Annotated in this window: 14 protein-coding genes; 9 read left to right on the forward strand and 5 right to left on the reverse strand. The window is 68.7% G+C overall.

Going from position 1 to position 17,046, the window contains the following annotated elements; genetic code table 11:
• Positions 1 to 103: 103 nt before the first annotated feature.
• Positions 104 to 1,783 carry an energy-dependent translational throttle protein EttA gene (gene ettA / locus BO221_RS13065; protein ID WP_073560723.1) on the reverse strand — a complete coding sequence of 560 codons (1,680 nt, stop codon included), beginning with the start codon at positions 1,781 to 1,783 and terminating at the stop codon, positions 104 to 106.
• A gap of 307 nt (positions 1,784 to 2,090) precedes the next feature.
• Here ettA and BO221_RS13070 point away from each other — a divergent pair, with 307 nt between their 5' ends.
• The 4 genes from BO221_RS13070 to BO221_RS13085 all read left to right on the forward strand — a co-directional run bounded on the left by BO221_RS13070 (position 2,091) and on the right by BO221_RS13085 (position 6,759).
• Positions 2,091 to 3,038 (forward strand): ABC transporter ATP-binding protein, encoded by a 948-nt coding sequence (locus tag BO221_RS13070; protein ID WP_073560724.1) that lies wholly within the window; start codon positions 2,091 to 2,093, stop codon positions 3,036 to 3,038.
• Positions 3,039 to 3,072: 34 nt separating this feature from the next.
• A complete protein-coding gene (locus tag BO221_RS13075; RefSeq protein ID WP_073560725.1) occupies positions 3,073 to 3,834 on the forward strand; it encodes an ABC transporter permease in 762 nt (253 codons plus the stop codon).
• A gap of 93 nt (positions 3,835 to 3,927) precedes the next feature.
• Entirely contained in the window at positions 3,928 to 5,532 is a 1,605-nt protein-coding gene (locus BO221_RS13080; RefSeq protein WP_073560726.1) for a serine/threonine-protein kinase, read from the forward strand.
• Positions 5,533 to 5,637: 105 nt separating this feature from the next.
• Entirely contained in the window at positions 5,638 to 6,759 is a 1,122-nt protein-coding gene (locus BO221_RS13085) for a serine hydrolase (RefSeq protein WP_073560727.1), read from the forward strand.
• A gap of 180 nt (positions 6,760 to 6,939) precedes the next feature.
• Here BO221_RS13085 and BO221_RS13090 read toward each other — a convergent pair whose 3' ends face one another.
• Positions 6,940 to 7,359: a hypothetical protein gene (locus tag BO221_RS13090; RefSeq protein WP_143195418.1), complete on the reverse strand. Its 420-nt coding sequence runs from the start codon at positions 7,357 to 7,359 to the stop codon at positions 6,940 to 6,942.
• 210 nt (positions 7,360 to 7,569) lie between these two features.
• Here BO221_RS13090 and BO221_RS13095 point away from each other — a divergent pair, with 210 nt between their 5' ends.
• The 3 genes from BO221_RS13095 to BO221_RS13105 are packed head-to-tail and all read left to right on the forward strand — an operon-like array spanning position 7,570 to position 12,038.
• Positions 7,570 to 9,399 carry a DUF1549 domain-containing protein gene (locus tag BO221_RS13095; protein WP_073560729.1) on the forward strand — a complete coding sequence of 610 codons (1,830 nt, stop codon included), beginning with the start codon at positions 7,570 to 7,572 and terminating at the stop codon, positions 9,397 to 9,399.
• Entirely contained in the window at positions 9,399 to 10,442 is a 1,044-nt protein-coding gene (locus BO221_RS13100) for a hypothetical protein (RefSeq protein ID WP_073560730.1), read from the forward strand. Before BO221_RS13095 ends, BO221_RS13100 begins: the two co-directional genes overlap by 1 nt.
• Before the next feature lie 12 nt (positions 10,443 to 10,454).
• On the forward strand, positions 10,455 to 12,038 hold the full coding sequence (locus BO221_RS13105) for a DUF1501 domain-containing protein (RefSeq protein ID WP_198956103.1): 1,584 nt from the start codon (positions 10,455 to 10,457) through the stop codon (positions 12,036 to 12,038).
• Positions 12,039 to 12,049: 11 nt separating this feature from the next.
• Here the strand turns inward: BO221_RS13105 and BO221_RS13110 are convergent, their stop codons facing one another.
• On the reverse strand, positions 12,050 to 13,402 hold the full coding sequence (locus BO221_RS13110; RefSeq protein ID WP_073560731.1) for an Hsp20 family protein: 1,353 nt from the start codon (positions 13,400 to 13,402) through the stop codon (positions 12,050 to 12,052).
• A 35-nt stretch (positions 13,403 to 13,437) separates the two neighbouring features.
• Positions 13,438 to 14,367: a sterol desaturase family protein gene (locus tag BO221_RS13115; protein ID WP_073560732.1), complete on the reverse strand. Its 930-nt coding sequence runs from the start codon at positions 14,365 to 14,367 to the stop codon at positions 13,438 to 13,440.
• Positions 14,368 to 14,477: 110 nt separating this feature from the next.
• On the opposite strand from BO221_RS13115, the gene BO221_RS13120 reads away from it, so the two are divergent.
• Both BO221_RS13120 and kaiC read left to right on the forward strand, forming a co-directional pair.
• Positions 14,478 to 15,173 (forward strand): response regulator, encoded by a 696-nt coding sequence (locus tag BO221_RS13120; protein ID WP_158079835.1) that lies wholly within the window; start codon positions 14,478 to 14,480, stop codon positions 15,171 to 15,173.
• Complete coding sequence (gene kaiC, locus BO221_RS13125; RefSeq protein WP_073560734.1) at positions 15,170 to 16,591, forward strand: circadian clock protein KaiC; 1,422 nt, start codon at positions 15,170 to 15,172, stop codon at positions 16,589 to 16,591. Before BO221_RS13120 ends, kaiC begins: the two co-directional genes overlap by 4 nt.
• Positions 16,592 to 16,651: 60 nt before the next feature.
• Here the strand turns inward: kaiC and BO221_RS13130 are convergent, their stop codons facing one another.
• A complete protein-coding gene (locus BO221_RS13130; RefSeq protein ID WP_043400129.1) occupies positions 16,652 to 16,834 on the reverse strand; it encodes a hypothetical protein in 183 nt (60 codons plus the stop codon).
• Between the last annotated feature and the right edge of the window lie 212 nt (positions 16,835 to 17,046).

A 17,046-nucleotide genomic window follows, 5' to 3' on the forward strand; every position in this document is an offset into this window, starting at 1 on the left:
CAGCCGTGAACCTGGGACTTCCGGCACCCTCACCCCGACCCTCTCCCGAGGGGAGAGGGAGGGGTTCACGGTGTCTACTGCGTCAGCGCTGCCATGCCGGCGCTCAGCTCTTCGTGAGCGGACGGTAGCGGATGCGGTGCGGCTCCAGGGCCTCGGGGCCGAGGCGCTTCTTCTTGTCCGCCTCGTAGTCCTCGAAGTTGCCCTCGAAGAAGAACGCCCGGCTGTCTCCCTCGAACGCCAGGATGTGCGTGGCGATGCGGTCCAGGAACCAGCGGTCGTGGCTGATGACCACCGCGCACCCCGCGAAGTTCAGCAGCGCATCCTCCAGGCTCCGCAGCGTCTCCACGTCCAGGTCGTTCGTCGGCTCGTCCAGCAGCAGCAGGTTGCCGCCGCTCTTGAGCATCTTCGCCAGGTGCACCCGGTTGCGCTCGCCGCCCGACAGGTCCTTCACCCGCTTCTGCTGATCCTGTCCCTTGAACGCGAAGCCCGCCAGGTACGCGCGGCTCGGCATCTGCCCCGCCCGGCCCAGGTCGATGTAGTCCAGCCCGCCGCTCACTTCCTCGAAGACGCTCTTGTCCCCGGCCAGCGCGTCGCGGCTCTGGTCCACGTACGCCATCTTCACGTTCTCGCCCACGCGCAGCTCGCCCGCGTCCGGCTTCTCCACGCCCGTGAGCATCCGGAAGAGCGTCGTCTTGCCCGCGCCGTTGGGGCCAATCACGCCCACGATGCCACCGGGCGGCAGCCGGAAGTTCAGGTCGTCGATGAGCAACCGCTCCCCGAACGCCTTGCGCAGCCCCTTGGCCTCCACCACCAGTCCACGCAGCGGCGGCCCGGGCGGAATCGTCACCTCGCCCGTCGCGTCGCGCTTCTCCTGCGTCTGGTTGAGCAGATCCTCGTACGCCGCGATACGCGCCTTGCTCTTGGCCTGACGCGCCTTGGGCGACGCACGCACCCACTCCAGCTCGCGCTTGAGCGTCTTCTGCCGCGCGCTCTCCGACTTCTCCTCCAGCTCCAGCCGCTTCTGCTTCTGCTCCAGCCAGCTCGAGTAGTTGCCCTTCCAGGGCACGCCCTCGCCGCGGTCCAGCTCCAGGATCCACTCGGCCGCGTTGTCCAGGAAGTAGCGATCGTGCGTGATGCAGACGATGGTGCCCTTGTACTCCTTCAGGGCCTGCTCCAGCCACGCCACGCTCTCGGCGTCCAGGTGGTTGGTGGGCTCGTCCAGCAGCAGCAGGTCCGGCTTCTCCAGCAGAATGCGGCACAGCGCCACGCGGCGCTTCTCACCACCGGACAGCTTCGTCACGTCCGCGTCCCCGGGCGGCAGACGCAGCGCGTCCATGGCCATCTCCAGGGTCCGGTCCAGCTCCCAGCCGTTGCACGCGTCGATGGCATCCTGCAGCTTGCCCTGCTCGGCCAGCAGCTTCTCCATCTGCGCGTCGTCCATGGGCTCGGCGAACTTCGCGCTCACCTCGTTGAAGCGGTCCAGCAGCGTGCGGATGGGCTTGAGGCCCAGCTCCACGTTGCCCTTCACGTCCAGCGTGGGGTCGAGCTGCGGCTCCTGCGCCAGGTAGCCCACGCGCGCGCTCGGGTCCGGCTTCGCCGTGCCGAAGAACTCCGTGTCCACGCCCGCCATGATGCGCAGCAGCGTCGACTTACCGGAGCCGTTGGGACCGATGACGCCAATCTTCGCGCCCGGGAAGAACGACAGGTAGATCCCCTTGAGGATGTCCTTGCCGCCCTTGACCTTGCGCAGGTCCTGCATGGTGAAGATGAAATTCTGGGCCATCGTGCTCTTTCTGTCTCCGACTCGGTGACGTGGACGCTGGCGGATACCAAGGAGCCGAGGCGGGCTCAAGGCGCACGGCCGCCCGCTCACGATTCAGGACACGGGTTTCCCGGGGTTCCGCCCCTTCCGACCCAGAACAGCCCGGCCCCCGCCCCGCGTCCTCCCTTCCCCCACTCTCCCCAGCCCCCCTGCCCTCCAGCCGGGGCACCTCCACGACGCTCCGCGCCACCCCCTGCCCCCTCCAATGTCACTGAAACATGCTCGGGACTTCCCGGCGGCCGTGGGGGTGCTAAAGGCGTCCTCCACCATGTCCTCCACACCCGCGCTCGAGCTCCGCGGCCTCACCAAGAACTACGGCGGCAAGCTCACGGCCCTCACCGACGTCAACCTCACCATCCGTCCCGGGGAGATCTTCGCCCTGCTCGGCCCCAACGGCGCCGGCAAGACGACGCTCATCGGCTCGGTCTGCGGGCTGGTGAAGAAGACGAGCGGCAAGATTCTCGTCTTCGGGCACGACCTGGACGAGGACCCGGTGCGCCCGCGCTACGAGGTGGGCCTGGTGCCGCAGGAGATCAACTTCGATCCCTTCTTCTCGGTGGCCGAGTCGCTCTACATCCAGCAGGGCTACTACGGGCAGAAGCGGGACGAGGCGCGGGTGAAGGAGGTGCTCACCGCGCTCAACCTGCAGAACAAGGCGGACTCGCTCACGCGGGCGCTGTCGGGCGGCATGAAGCGCCGGCTGCTCATCGCCAAGGCGCTGGTGCACAAGCCGCGGCTCGTCTTCCTGGACGAGCCCACCGCGGGCGTGGACGTGGAGCTGCGGCGGGACCTGTGGAACTACGTGCGCAAGCTGGCCGCCGAGGGCACCACCATCGTCCTCACCACGCACTACCTCGAGGAGGCCGAGGAGCTGGCGGACCGGGTGGGCGTCATCAACGAGGGCAAGCTGCTGCTGGTGGAGGAGAAGAAGGCCCTGTTGCGCCGGCTGGGCGAGAAGCGCCTCATCGTCACCTTCACCGCGCCCATCACCACCCCGCTGCCCGAGTCCGTGCTCAAGGCGGGCGCCACGCTCTCCGAGGACGGCCGCACCGTCACCTACCCCGAGCGCGAGGGCCGCGCTCCAGGCGGGGACATCCTCCGCGCCCTCTACACCCAGGGCCTCCCCGTGGGCGACGTGGAGACACGCCACTCGCGCCTGGAGGACATCCTCATCGAGATCCTGCGCGGCAAGCCCGCCGCCGCTGGCGCCGCCTGAGCGCCCCACCCGACTCCCCACGACTGACGACACCATGAACATGATTGGGATGAAGTCCCTGCTGGCGAAGGAGGTCCGCCGCTTCATGCGCGTGCCGGGCCAGACGGTCCTCTCGCCGCTCATCAGCACCTCGCTCTACTTCCTCGTCTTCGGCTACTCGCTCTCCGGCCGCGTGCACGAGGTGGAGGGCGTGCCCTACCTGCAGTTCATCGTCCCGGGCCTCGTCTTCATGGGCCTGGCCAACAACGCCTTCCTCAACAGCAGCTCCTCGCTCTTCATCACCAAGATTCAGGGCACGGTGGTGGACCTGCTGGTGGCGCCGCTGGGGCCGCTGGAGCTGATGGCCGGCTTCATCGGTGGAGCCATGGTGCGCGGGCTGATGGTGGGCGGGCTCACGTGGGTGGTGGCCATGTTCTTCACCGGCTTCCACCTCGAGCACGCGCCCGCCGCGCTCCTCTTCCTGCTGTTGTCTTCCTATACCTTCAGCGTGCTGGGGATCCTGGCCGCCGTGTGGGCCGAGAAGTTCGAGCAGATCAACTTCTTCCCCACCTTCGTGATGCTGCCGCTCACCTTCCTGGGCGGCATCTTCTACTCGGTGCGCGAGCTGCCCTCGCCCTGGAACCACATCAGCCTCTTCAACCCCATGGTCTACATGGTGGAGGGGCTGCGCTACGGCATGCTGGGCCAGAGTGGCTTCTCGCCCCTGTTGGGCGCCGGCATCCTCGTGGCCGTGGCGCTGGCGGCCACGGGCGTGGCGTGGGCCGCGTTACGCTCTGGTTACAAACTGAAAGCCTGAGTGGCCGAAGCCCGGCTGCCTGCCTGCCCTGCGGCGGATTGTCGCGCCCTGGACATTCGCTGATTCTCAGAAGCCGGGTTATCGTGTTGCGTTATGGCGGTCCCCTTCGGCAAGTACCAGTTGCTGCGCAAAATTGCCTCCGGCGGGATGGGACAGGTGTTCCTGGCGCTCGAGCGAGGCGCGGGGCTGGAGAGGCTCGTCGTCCTCAAGCTCATCCTGCCGCACCTGGCCGAGGATGAGGACTTCCTCACGATGTTCCTGGAGGAGGCTCGGCTGGTGGCTCGGCTGGCGCACTCCAACCTCATCACCATCCTGGAGCTGACGGAGATCGACGGCCGGCACTGTCTGGCCATGGAGTACGTGCAGGGCGACGACGTGCGCCGGCTGGAGAAGTACGCGCGGGCGCAGGGCAAGTCACTGCCGGTGGGACTGGTGCTGCGCATCATCGCGGAGGCGGCGGCGGGGCTGCACTACGCGCACCAGGCGCGCAACCCGCAGGGCCAGCCGTTGCAGCTGGTGCACCGGGACGTGTCGCCGCAGAACATCCTGGTGGGCTTCGACGGAGGCGTGAAGGTCATCGACTTCGGCGTGGCCAAGGCCGCGGGAAGTGCGTCCAACACGGCCACCGGAGTGCTCAAGGGCAAGTACCCCTATATGTCCCCCGAGCAGGCCAACGGCCAGCCGGTGGATGCGCGCAGTGACCTGTTCGCCCTGGGTGTGGTGCTCTGGGAGATGCTGACGGGCCGGCGCCTGTTCAAGGGCGAGTCGGACCTGATGACGCTGCGGCTGGTGCGCGACTGCCAGGTGCCGCCGCCCTCGCAGCTCAACCCGAAGCTGCCGCCGGGCGTGGACGAACTGGTGCTCCGGGCGCTGGCGCCCACACCGGAGGGGCGCTTCCCGGACTGCGGGGCCTTCCGGCTGGCCATCGAGGACTACATCCTCCAGTACCGGTTGCCGGCCAGCAACGCGCACCTGTCCGCGTACCTGAGGGACCTGTACGCCGAGCGAATCGCGCGCGAGGCGGACCCCGCCAACCTGGATCAGCTCCCCGAGGACGCGGACCTGGACGCGAAGTCCAACTCGTCGCGCAGCAACGCGCGTTCGGTCTCGCAGCAGGCCTCCGCGGCACGGATTGCCACGCCGGCGGGAACGGGAACCCCGGTCGTCCCGCCGCCCCGGCCGCTGACGAGTGGCCGCAGCCAGCACACGCTGTCGCTTCCACCGGTTCCCGAGCCCAGGCGGCGCGTCCCGCGAGTGGCCATCCTGGCCGGCGTGGGCGCGATGCTCGTGGGTGCGGGGGCGGCGATCGTCATCCTGCGCCAGCAGCCATCCGAGGCCCCGCGGGTGACGGAGCCCGCCCCGGTGGCGCGGGCGCGGACCGGCCCGGCGCCCACGGAGCCGCCCGCCAATCCGCCCTCGCCCGTGGAGAAGCAGACGGCGGTGCTGAAGGTGCTCTCGGAGCCGCCGGGCGCGTTGGTCGAGGTGGATGGGAAGCATGCCGGCGAGACGCCCGTGGACCTGCCGGTCCCCGCGCAGCCGGTGAAGCTGGCACTGAAGCTGAACGGCTACGAGACCCAGGAGCGCCAGGTGTCCGCCAACGACGCGCCCGGGTTCTCGGTGAAGCTCACGCCGATGAAGGCCTCGGAGCAGAAGCCGCGCCGCAATCCCGCCGCGCTGGGCATCAAGACGGGCCGTTGAGGCCCCTCTGTCCCTCCGGGAGAGGGACGATGTGAAGGAGTCGGGGGCTTCAGGTCCGCATCCACGGGCGCCTGGACGCGGCACGTGTGAGGTATGGAGGGGGTCATGAAAGCCCTCTTCGCCGCCCTTGTCCTGCTCGCCGGGTGTACCGGAGCCACGTCGAGCGTCCGGACGCACCCGGCCCCGGACGTGAGCACCGTGGACACCCTTTTCACCGCGTATGCCAGTCCGGAAGCTCCCGGCGCCAGCGTCGTGGTGATCCACGAGGGGAAGGCCGTGCTCAGCCGCGCCTATGGGCTGGCGGAGCTCCCGGAGCGCACGCCCGCCACGACGGCGACGCACTACCGGCTGGCCTCGCTCTCCAAACAGTTCACGGCCATGGCCATCCTGCGGCTCGCCGAGGAGGGCAAGCTCCGCTACGACGACCGCGTGGCCGATGTGCTCCCCGGCTTCTCCGCCCACGCGAGCGAGGTCCGCATCCGCCACCTGCTCAACCACACCTCGGGCATCTGGGACTACGAGGCCTTCGTCCCGGACACCCAGACGGTGCAGGTGAAGGACCGCGACGTGCTCGAGCTCGTCTCCCGCGCCGAGCGCACGCACTTCCCGCCCGGGACGGCCGTGCGCTACAGCAACTCCGGCTACGCGGTGCTCGCCCTCATCGTGGAACAGGTCAGCGGGATGCCGTTCGCCCGATTCCTCCAGGAGCGGGTCTTCACCCCTGCGGGCATGCGCTCCACGGTCGCGCACGAGGAGGGTGTCTCGACGGTGCCCCAGCGCGCGTACGGGTACGTGGCCGGCGCGAACGGCTTCCGTCCCCGGGACCAGAGCTCCACCAGCGCCGTGCTGGGAGATGGAGGCATCTACTCGTCCGTGGAGGAGCTGGTGGCGTGGGACAGGGCCCTGGACACCCACGCGCTCATCAGCGAGGCCACCCAGCGGCTCGCCTGGACGGCGCCGGCCCTGCCGGATGGCACCTCCGGGCACTACGGCTTCGGCTGGTTCATCGATGACGACGGAGGACGGCCGCGCCTGTCGCACCACGGCGAGACATCGGGCTTCACCAATGCCATCGTGAAGTACCCGGAGCAGCGGCTCACGGTCATCGTCCTGACGAACCGGGCGGGAGGGGAACCGTGGAGGCTCGCGCAACGGGTGGCGGACCTGTGGCTCGGAAGTCCCGGGGCGATTCCCTGGCCCTTCGAGACCTTCCCCAACGCGCGCTGATTCCCTTCATCCCCTTCAGGTAGATCCTCGAAAATATCCCCTCTCCCCTCGGGAGAGGGACGGGGTGAGGGTGCCTGGGCCCCGGGTTGAACCCCTTGTCCCCAATATGGGCCACGGGTTGAAGAACGGACCCGGATACCCTCACCCTGACCCTCTCCCGAGGGGAGAGGGGATATGTGCTCACTTCCCTGAAGAGGATGGGCTCCGTGAGTCCGTGGCGGGCTCGAGCACCTCGATGGAGGTCACGACGCGAACGCCTCCTTCGTTGCGGAAGGAGGTGCGCACGCGCGTGCCCTCGCGCAGTTGCTCGAAGGCAATCGGGTCCCGCTGTCCCCGCTGACGGATGGACACCGAGTCCTCGTCCTTCACGACGGCCTGGACCAGTGGCGCCTTCTGGCCCACCTCGAGCGTGAGAACGTTCCCCGTGGCCCCCTTCACCGTGCCCTGGAACGAGCCTCCATCCGTCTCGGTGAACTGGTCCCCGGGCGTGGCCTTCTCCTGGACCTCCTTGAGCTCGGGGGGCGTGGGGTCCTCGGCCCTCGCCGCGCCCAGGGCGAGCGTGGCCACGGTGAACCCGGCGAGTACGGTCCATGAGCGCATGCGGCACTCCTCCTGCCGCGAAAAGTGCATCCGGCCCCCCGCCCCGCCAACCCGCCCCTGCCCTCCTGGACAGCGAGCGGCCTTCCCCTCGTGGCCGAGCGCACCTCCTACGTATGTTCCGCTACCCGCGACCCGACACGGCACTCGCGGCCACCCACTACCCGTAATCCCTTATTTACTCGGAAAGCCTCGCACCGGTAGTGTCGGTGCATGCACTGGCCTTTGCACTCGAAGCACGCGTCCCTGCTGGCCGTGATGTTCGTGCTCACCGGCTTCGCTGGAGCCGATGCGCACGCCCAGCAATGTGGCCCCGAGGCTCCAGAAGAAGCCAAGCCTCCCAATGACCGGATGAGCGACACACGGCTCATGCGGCGCATCCTCCTCGGGCTCACCGGCACCACGCCGACGCTCGAGCAGTACGAAGCGATGATGGCCGCGGCTTCGCCCGAAGCGAGGGAAGCCCTCCTGAGCTCGACGCTCGACGCGGCGCTCGCCTCGCCGAAGTTCTACGAGCGGATGCTGCGCTTCGGGCACGAGTGGCTCGCGGTGGGCGCGTACACCACCGGAGCTTCCGGCGACGCGTACCAGGGCGACATGTCCGGCCACCTCCACACGTGCGCTGGCAACACCCTGCACCCGGGCGTGTACTACCACGTGAACGAGTCGGCGGCCCCGACGAAGCAGTGCAACGACCAGGACCCGGACGGCAATCCCGCCGTGCCCGAGGTCCACTCGGTCGAGCCCTGGTGGGCCCCGGGAACCACCGTCCAGGTGCTCGGCAAGGCCGGCTCCAACCTCACGCAGGTCACCGACAGCACGGGAAAGACGCTCGACTGCGGCGTCGCGTCCGGTGGCTACTACGACCCCATGCTGCCCAGGGGATGCGGCTGCGGACCGAACCTGGTGTGGTGCTCCCCGTTCGCCGGACTGGGCAGCGCGAGCAACCACAACCTCGCCTTCCAACGGCGCCATCCGTACGAGGAGCCCGCACGCCTGTTCGCGCACATGGCGTGGCACGACCGGCCGCTCTCGGACCTCGTCCTCGGCAACTACTCGGTCGGAACCAACATGCTGCGCGCGCTGTACGTGCGCTTCGGCCGGCAGATGGGCAGCAGCGCGCTGGACTCGAACACGACGTGGTGGCGCCCGGACGTGGACAACACCCCGCGCGACCCGATGCACCCCACGCCCAATGACCCGCAGGCGTGGCGCGAGTTCGTGGTCGAGGACCTGGAGCCCTTCCACCTCGCGCTCACCGCCGGCAAGGCCGCCTCCGGCAGTCTGGACCGCACGTACAGCTACGATCCCCGCACCACGCTCGAGGCGCCCAAGGGCCTGCCCACCGCGGGCGTGCTCACCATGATTGGCGCGATGTCCTCGTTCCCGCGCGAGCGCGTCCGGGCCGCGCGCTTCCTCGAGATGTTCGCGTGCCAGAGCTTCTCGCCGCCTCCCGCGGACGTGCACTTCCCGCCGTACGAGACGGACCCCGCGACCGGCGGAACGTGCCTGCACTGCCACAAGACGCTCGACCCCGCGGCCATCGCGTTCAAGCGGTGGGACTTCACGCCGTTCATGAGCTCCTACGTCCCGTGGCCCTTCATGCCGGGCGTGGGCAGGCATCGCATCACGAAGGAGTGGATTTCCGGCAAGTATCCGCACAGCGGCTCCTCCCCGGGCTACCGGTGGAGGAACGCGTTCCTTCCCAACACCGTGATGACCCCCGTCACCCCCGAGCAGATCGCCGCCAACCCGGAGGCGGTGCTGCTCGACACGATGCCCGAGTCGTACACGCTGCTCGGCCTGCACGGCGACGGCACCATGGGGCCGCTCGGGTTCGGAAAGCTCCTCGTGCGCTCCGGCGAGTTCGACCGCTGCGCCACGCGCAGGCTGTACGCCATGTTCATCGGCCGGGAGCTGAACCCGGCCTCCGAGAAGCACTTCATCGACAAGCTCGCGAAGGAGTTCGTCGCCCGCGACCGCAAGCTCCGTCCCTTCATCCGCTATCTCTTCGAGCAGCCCGAGCTGCGGAGGGGTCTGTGATGCGTACGCCGCGTTGGATGCCGAGAACCGCCGCGCTGCTCTCCCTCGCTCTCACCCTGGGGGCCTGCACCGAGAAACCACCGGGCGGGGGCGGCACCGATACCCCGGACGGGGGCGAGACCTGCGCCCCCGCGAACAGGAACGATGAGATCCGGCTCGGGCTCGCGCCCGCGTGCGAGGGCTGCCACCTCGCCGGCAACAAGCCGTTCTTCGCCTCGCTCACCGCGTTCGAGAACGGGCTCGTGTACGACGAGCGCTATGTGAAGCGCGGAGACCCCGAGAACAGCCTGCTGGTGCAGATGCTCGAGGCCACCGCCCCGGGAAGCTACCGCCAGATGCCGCTGGGCCAGCGCTACGACGAGCTCGTCGCCAGCGGCCAGGTCTCGCTGACCATCGACCAGGTGAAGGCCTGGATTCGCGAGCTGCCTCCTCCGCCCGGGCGGCTGGAGGTCGCGGATCCGGAAGCCTTCACCGTCCGCCGGCTCTCCGCCGAGGAGATGGTGGTGAGCCTGATGGATCAGCTCGGGCTCGTGCTCGAGGACTTCGTCAGCACCACCGACCCCAACTGGCGCAACAAGGCGTACGTGGTGAATGGCGGCAAGCTCTTCGTGTGGCCCGGGGATTGGTCCCCCGGCATCTCGAACGAGTACGTCTCCGACTCCCGCAGCGTCGAGCGGTTCGATGCGCTCGGCGGTGGCAACTCGCTCGTGTACCGCAAGAAGGACGTGGGCTTCGGCCCCTCCGCCGCGCAGACGCTGGTGCAGATGTCCCAGGCCTGGTGCGCACGCGCGGTGGACAAGAGGGGCAACACGGCGGTGCTGCGCTACGTGACGCTCGCCGACACCACCGCGAAGAACCCGGAGGCGGTGCAGAAGAACCTGCGCTCGCTCTACCTGCGCATGCTCGGCCAGCCGCCGTCGGACGCCGAAGCGAAGCAGTTGTTCGAGCAGGTCTACCTCCCGCTCGAGGCGCAGAGCACGCGCCTGGGCTGGATTGGCGTCTGCGCGTCGCTCATCCGTCACCCGCTGTGGCTCACCTACTGAACCGAGGACACCATGACGACCACCTCTCGTCGCACGCTGCTCAAGTGGGCCCTCGGGGCGGGACAGTACGCGCTCCTCGAGCGCGCGGGACTGCTCGGCTCGAGCGCCGCGCACGCCGCGGACATCGACGTCCCCTCCCGGCTCGCCGTCCTCTACATCCCGGGCGGCTACCGGCCGGCGTACTACTTCACCCCGATGGACGACGCGGACATTCCGCTCTGCGTGCCCACGCCCAACACCTACAGCGGCGAGCCCATCTTCTTCGACGCCAGCAAGGTGGTGAACCTCGCGGCCGCGAACGGACCGTACAAGCCGCTGCGCACCTGTCAGTCGTGGAACCCCGCCAACCCCGCCGAGCGCAGCACCACCTACAGCCCGCTCATGTACGGCTTCTCGCACTTCGCGCTGCATGAGCAGCTGAGCGTGCTGCACGGCATCGACCAGGGCAGCAACGACCACTCGAGTGCCTTCATCGCCTCGATGTGCGGGGTCGCCGGTGCGGACTACCGGGCGCCCGCCGTCCACTCCGTCATCGCGAACCACCTGTACGAGAAGTACCGCGAGAGCCGGCCCCTGCCCTTCGTCGTCGTCTCCGGAGAGCGCGGCACGCCGCTCGGGATGGGACTGCCCTCGCACGCCTCACCCGTCCGCGTTCCGTCCATCCAGGCGCTCAAGCCACAGCTCTCCGCGAAGCCCACGGACAACTCCTGGTGGACGGGGCTCGATGCGCGTACCGCGACGGCCGAGGTGAACGCGCGCGGCCAGCCCACCGGTGCCTCCCTGAGGACGAACATCATCGAGCGATTCTCGCTCTCGCGCACCCCGGGGATGATGGACCGCTCGACGGCGAAGGTGGACAACTACCTCGAGGGCCTGCATGGCTCGCTGACGTCCGTCTCGCGCGTGCTCGCGACGGATGTGGTGTCCGTGCTGGAGGGCCTCAAGGGCATCGAGCAGCTGACGGCGAACCGTCCCGCGTACATGGCGAGCTACCTCGGCAACCAGTCGTTCACGTACACGTTCGGCGGCGCGAACTTCCACCTCACCGGGTTGGATCCGCGCATGGACCTGGCGCTGCGCCTGCTCAAGTCGGACCTCTGCACCTCGGTGCACGTCTCGCTGCAGCTCGACTTCGACACGCACAACGGCTTCGGCCATTCCTACAGCTACGCGCACGGCCGCGGACTCATGGACTGCGTCGCGCGCTTCCTCGGCGAGCTCAAGGCCGCGCCCGCTCCCGGCAAGCCGGGCAAGACGCTGCTCGATGACACGCTCGTGCTGGTGATGAGCGAGTTCGGCCGCAGCTGGGCCTCGCGCGGAAGCGACGGCACCTACTCGCTGCCGGATGACCACCACCCGTACACCTCGGTCTGCTTCGCGGGCGGAAACGTGGCGGCCAACCGGCAGGTGGGCTCGTACACCCCGCGCGGGCTCGGCGTTCCGGTGGACATCATCGAGGAGAACGGCCAGCCCTCGAAGCGCGTGCCCCGGGCCGCGGACGCCGTGACCACCGCGCTGCGCATCATGGGCATGGACACCCACGACTTCTTCATCCCCGGTGGCTACGGAGAAGTCGTGGGCATCCGCAGGGCGTAGGCGGCGGGCACTCAGTCCGCCGCGGTCCAGCTCCTCAGGCGGGAGGGCAACTCCTCCTCGCTCAGGGCGCGCAGGACCATGTCCATCTCCTGCTTCTCCAGGGTCAGGGTGCCCAGGAGGAGCGAGGCCCCGGCGGCGGCCGCGCGCAGGGCCTGGGCGAGCGTGAAGACGGTCTCCGCCCAGGCCTCGGCGGCCTCCGCTGGAAGCTGCTGATGTCCGGCGTTCCGGAACTCCTCGGGCCTGGGCTCCTGCGGCTGCGTCGCGCCCCAGCGGGCGAGCTCCAGTGCCTCCTGCATGCGGAGCACGCGCTGCTGGAGCTCGAGCTGGCTCTCCTTGCGCCGCGTCCGCACCTGCCACCGCTCCACGAAGGGCCCACCCTCGGAGGGGTACTCGCGCCAGACGTCGAACCCGGCGAACTCCACGAACCGCCGCACCGCCTCCACTACCTGCCGCTGCACGGCGGACTCTCCGTCGCGCAGGGAAACCTCCACGGGGAGGTGCTGGTGGAGCGGCAGCTGGGCAATCCGCAGCCCGCATCCGAGCGCCAGCCAGAAGCCATCCATCTCGTTCCGGAGGGTCTGGTGCTGCGCGCGAAGCTCCTCCAGCTCTCCGCGGAGCTGCTGGAGGGGATCCTGCGGGGGCGGCCTGCTGGAACGCCCCAGCATCTTCCGGGGACGCGAGGTGGCTCCGCTCGCCGGCAGCGTCACGGACAGCACGCCCTCCTTGAAGGAGGCCTCGATCCGATCTCCGTCCATGCCCTCGGGCAGCAGGAGGGTGCGGGAGAACGCGCCCGCGCGCCGGCCGGACTGGAGATAGCGCCTGTGCGGCGTCTCCAACTCCCTCCGCCCCCGCAGGGTCAGCGTCCGCCCCTCGAAGCGCATGTCGATCGCCCCCTGGGGAACGCCCGGCAGGTCCGCCAGCAGCATCAGCCCGCTCCCCGTATCCAGGACGTCGATGCGCGGCCACTGCCCCGGCTCCGGCAGCGGCTCCGTGTCCATCGCCTCCTGGCGGCCCCGCTTCGCGAAGCGGATGGAGAGGACCCCGTCACGGTAGCCCGCATCGGGATCCTCCGAGAGCTCCCGGGGAAGGAGCAGCTCACGCTTGAAGGGACCGAACTGGCGCTCCGCCACCAGCAGCCGCCCCTCCACCTCGGGGGGATTGCGGACGCCCTCGAGCACGAGGTGCGTGCCGGCGAAGGTCAGCTCGATGTCCCGCTGGACCATGCCCGGCAGCTCCACCTCGAACAGGAGCTGATCGGAGGTCTCGGATACATCCGTGGCGGGCACCCAGCGGCCCTGGCGCCATTGCTCCTCGTGGACATCCGCTCCCGTACGCCATGAGCTGAGATCGATGCTCTCCGGCATGAAAATCCCCTCCTCCCCTCTCTCTTACCCCAATGCTACGCGGCGGTCGCTGGCGCGGGCGCCTGGGCCACCGCGGCCTGCTGCTTCCCGGCCGCGGCCTCGCGCCGCATGTCCTCGGTGGTCTCGCTGTTGCCATCCGGCCGCCAGCCCGGCGGCGCGAAGAAGTAGCCCAGCACCTCGCGCGCGCTCCGCGCACTCCACACGTCCCGCAGGAACGGGCCGAACTGATGCAGGGCGATCTTGAACGGGTTGTACGTGGTCAGCGGATGCACCAGTCCGTACCGGCAGGGCACGTCGTCCCGCTCGGGAATGTAGGTGCCGAACAGCCTGTCGAAGAGGAGGAGCACCCCACCGTAGTTGGCATCCAGGTACTCGAGGTTCGCCGCGTGGTGGACGCGATGCGCAGACGGAGTGTTGAGGATGCCCTCGAGCGGGCCCAGCTTCGGGAACCAGTCCGCGTGAATCCAGAACTGATAGGAGAGGTTCAGGCTGTACGCCGTGAGGATGGACTCGGGCGTGAAGCCGAGCAGGGCCAGCGGCGTGAAGATGGCGTAGGCGCCGGTGAGCTTGCTCGTCCAGCCGAGCCGGGCCACCGTGGTCAGGTTGAGCTCGTTGGGCGTGTGGTGCACCGCGTGCGAGAGCCAGAACCAGCGCGTGCGGTGACCCAGCCGGTGGTACCAGTAGTAGAGGAACTCCACGCCGAAGAACAGGATGACCCACGAGCCCACGCCCAGGTTCGAGGCATCGAAGAGCCGGTGCTGGTGGAGCCAGTACGCCCCCGGCAGCGCGAACGCCACGGGCACGAGCACGTTGACGGACCGGCCCACCGACACCGCGATGGAGGCCAGACCCGAGCGCCAGTCGTACGAACGTTTGAAGACAAACTTCAGCAGCAGCGCTTCCAGGAGGGCCGCCGACAAGGAGAGGAGACCGATGTACCGGGACGCAGCGTGGAGCTCACCCATCTGGAACCTCCTGCGGGCAGCCCTAACACCGGCCCCGGATGGACAGCAAGCGACAGGTCCGCTCCGTTCCTGGACGGCGCGTGAAGCAGGCCGGTTATCATCTCCCTCTCATGAGCCGAGAAGTGCTGTGCGTGGACGATGACGAGGTCACCCGCTACCTCCTCAAGCGAGCGCTCGAGCTCGCGGGCTTCACCGTCACCACCGCGGAGGGGACGACGGAGGGGCTGGAGCTGCTGAAACAGCGCCGGTTCCACCTGGTCATCAGCGACTACAAAATGCCGGATGGAACGGGGACGTGGATGCTGAAACAGGCCGCTTCCGCCGGGTTGCTGCGAGACACGGAAGTGTTGATCTTCACGGGCACCCCGCACGTGGAAGACGCCGCGGGCGTGCAGGTCGTCGCCAAGGAGCAGGGGACGGACCACATCGTGGCCCAGGTGCTGAAGCTGCTGGGACCCGAGCCCGGGCAGCCCCAGGGCCGAGGCCCTCCACCTTCCGCCCCACAGGAGAGGGTCATGGCACGTATCGAGCTGGTGCTCTACACGGCGGGCCCTTCCCCCGCGTCCATGCGCGCACTCCGGCAGATGAAGAGCCTGCTCGCCCGATACGACCCCGCCCAGGTGGACTTCAAGGTCGTCGATCTGGCGCGGGGCAGACCCTCCTCGGCCGAGGAGGACCACATCCTGCTCACGCCAACGCTGGTCCAGCGCAATCCCCTGCCGCGCACCTGGGTGGTGGGCGACCTGGAAGACACCACACTCATTGAGGACTTGCTGGACCATTCCGGAGTAGAGCGGAGGGAATGAGCACCATCCAGAAGCTGCCCACCGGCGTCCCGGGACTCGATGTCATCACGCATGGCGGTATCCCCAAGGGCCGGGCGACGCTCATCACCGGCCGGAGCGGCGCGGGTAAGAGCATCCTGTCGCTGCAGAGCGCCTGCAATCTGGCTCGCTCGGGCGTCAAGACGATCATCGCCTCCATCGAGGAGTCAGCCGAGGATCTGCTCTCCACCGCGGACACCCTCGACTTCGGACTGGCGGACCTGGTGAAGGAGGGGAAGATCATCCTCACCGACCTCACGCGGCCCATGGAGGGGCCCACGCACGTCAGCGGGGACTTCGACGTGGAGGGGCTCATCCACCTCATCACCGACCTGGTGAAGAAGAGCGGGGCCACCGGGGTGGTGTTGGACTCGGTGACGGCGCTCTTCAGCCCCAAGCCCACGGATGCGCACCTGCGCAGCCAGTTCTTCCGGCTCGTCGCGGCCTTCCGGCAGTTGGGGCTCACCTCCATCCTGACCGCGGAGGCGCCCTCGGACTACGGGCAGCTCACCACGCTGGGCGTGGAGGACTTCGTGTGTGACACGGTCCTCATCCTGCGCAACCTCGTGGATGGAGAGCGCCGCCGCCGGTCCATCGAGGTGCACAAGTACCGGCGCAGCCCGCACTACAAGGGCGAGTACCCCTGCACCATGACGATGCAGGGCCTCACCGTCTTCCCGCTGGATGCCCGGCAGAGCGCGGAGCTGAGCGAGGACGAGCGCTTTCCCAGTGGCGTGAAGGGGCTGGACGAGATGACGCAGGGCGGGTGGCTGCGCGACTCCATCGTGCTGGTGCGCGGGCCCTCGGGCAGCGGCAAGACGACGCTCGCCGGCATGTACGCCCGGGCCGGTGCGATGCGAGGCGAGCGCGTCATCTACTACGGCTTCGAGGAGACCAAGCCCATCCTGATGCGCAACTTCGCCAAGGTCGGCCTGTCCCTGAAGGAGCTCGAGGCCTCGGGCAACCTCCGGGTGGAGTGCCGCTATCCGGAGGCGACCAGCCCGGAGGATCTGCTGGTGGAGCTGCGCGCGGGGCTGGCGAACTTCAAGCCCTCACTCATCGTCGTGGACAGCATCTCCTCCATCGAGCACTCCACCTCCGAGCGGGGCTTCCGTCAGTTCATGGTCGGGCTCTCCTCGCTCATCCGCGAGCACAGCCGCAGCGCCCTGCTCACGCAGACCATTGGCACCTTCACCCGGGACGACCCCGCGGCGCCCTACCTGTCCACCATTCCCGATGCCATCCTGGTGATGGACTACGCGCGCAAGCCGGAGGGCCTGGAGCGGACGATGACGGTGCTCAAGATGCGGGGCTCCCAGCACTCCTCCGCCGAGCACCGGATGAACATCGTGCCCGGCGGGCTCCGGGTGGAGCCTGCCGGCAAGGGCACCCCGGCATGAAAAAGGGGACACCGTCCGGAAGTCTCCGGAGAGGTGTCCCCCTGACTGTCGGGAGCGGGCTCACATGTCCAGCGGCGGCTGGGGTCCCGGGACGATGTGCGCGATGTCCGGATCCACACCGCCCACCGCGCGGTCGGGACGCTCGGCCTTCTCGCGCTTGCGCTCCTCGCGCTTGACCTGCTTGTCCTGATTGCGCTGCTGACGCGCTCGCTCTTTCTGTCGCTTGATGAATGTGACCGTCATGGGACTCCACGGAAGAGAGTGAGGGCCAGACCCGTCCCCTTCCCGGGAGCGGGCCCATGCCTACAGGGTGCTGAAATGCCTTGAATCGGCTCACCGGGCACGGAAGGTGCCACCAGCAGGAGCATTCAAATTAAGCACCTGGGGCGGGAGATGCCACTCCTCGTGCCCCGGAATGAAAAGGGCCCGGCCTCACGAAGGAGACCAGGCCCGGT

Origin of the sequence: Archangium sp. Cb G35 (assembly GCF_001896145.1) — a bacterium.
Taxonomy (GTDB): domain Bacteria; phylum Myxococcota; class Myxococcia; order Myxococcales; family Myxococcaceae; genus Archangium; species Archangium violaceum.

What these genes read in the sequence shown, in the direction of transcription:
- BO221_RS13115 (WP_073560732.1), bottom strand. Translation starts at nt 14,367, where the DNA reads ATGGGTGAGCTCCACGCTGCGTCCCGGTACATCGGTCTCCTCTCCTTG.
- BO221_RS13090 (WP_143195418.1), bottom strand. Translation starts at nt 7,359, where the DNA reads ATGCGCTCATGGACCGTACTCGCCGGGTTCACCGTGGCCACGCTCGCC.
- BO221_RS13070 (WP_073560724.1), top strand. Translation starts at nt 2,091, where the DNA reads ATGTCCTCCACACCCGCGCTCGAGCTCCGCGGCCTCACCAAGAACTAC.
- BO221_RS13120 (WP_158079835.1), top strand. Translation starts at nt 14,478, where the DNA reads ATGAGCCGAGAAGTGCTGTGCGTGGACGATGACGAGGTCACCCGCTAC.
- BO221_RS13100 (WP_073560730.1), top strand. Translation starts at nt 9,399, where the DNA reads ATGCGTACGCCGCGTTGGATGCCGAGAACCGCCGCGCTGCTCTCCCTC.
- BO221_RS13085 (WP_073560727.1), top strand. Translation starts at nt 5,638, where the DNA reads ATGAAAGCCCTCTTCGCCGCCCTTGTCCTGCTCGCCGGGTGTACCGGA.
- BO221_RS13080 (WP_073560726.1), top strand. Translation starts at nt 3,928, where the DNA reads ATGGCGGTCCCCTTCGGCAAGTACCAGTTGCTGCGCAAAATTGCCTCC.
- ettA (WP_073560723.1), bottom strand. Translation starts at nt 1,783, where the DNA reads ATGGCCCAGAATTTCATCTTCACCATGCAGGACCTGCGCAAGGTCAAG.
- BO221_RS13130 (WP_043400129.1), bottom strand. Translation starts at nt 16,834, where the DNA reads ATGACGGTCACATTCATCAAGCGACAGAAAGAGCGAGCGCGTCAGCAG.
- kaiC (WP_073560734.1), top strand. Translation starts at nt 15,170, where the DNA reads ATGAGCACCATCCAGAAGCTGCCCACCGGCGTCCCGGGACTCGATGTC.
- BO221_RS13095 (WP_073560729.1), top strand. Translation starts at nt 7,570, where the DNA reads ATGCACTGGCCTTTGCACTCGAAGCACGCGTCCCTGCTGGCCGTGATG.
- BO221_RS13105 (WP_198956103.1), top strand. Translation starts at nt 10,455, where the DNA reads ATGACGACCACCTCTCGTCGCACGCTGCTCAAGTGGGCCCTCGGGGCG.
- BO221_RS13075 (WP_073560725.1), top strand. Translation starts at nt 3,073, where the DNA reads ATGAACATGATTGGGATGAAGTCCCTGCTGGCGAAGGAGGTCCGCCGC.
- BO221_RS13110 (WP_073560731.1), bottom strand. Translation starts at nt 13,402, where the DNA reads ATGCCGGAGAGCATCGATCTCAGCTCATGGCGTACGGGAGCGGATGTC.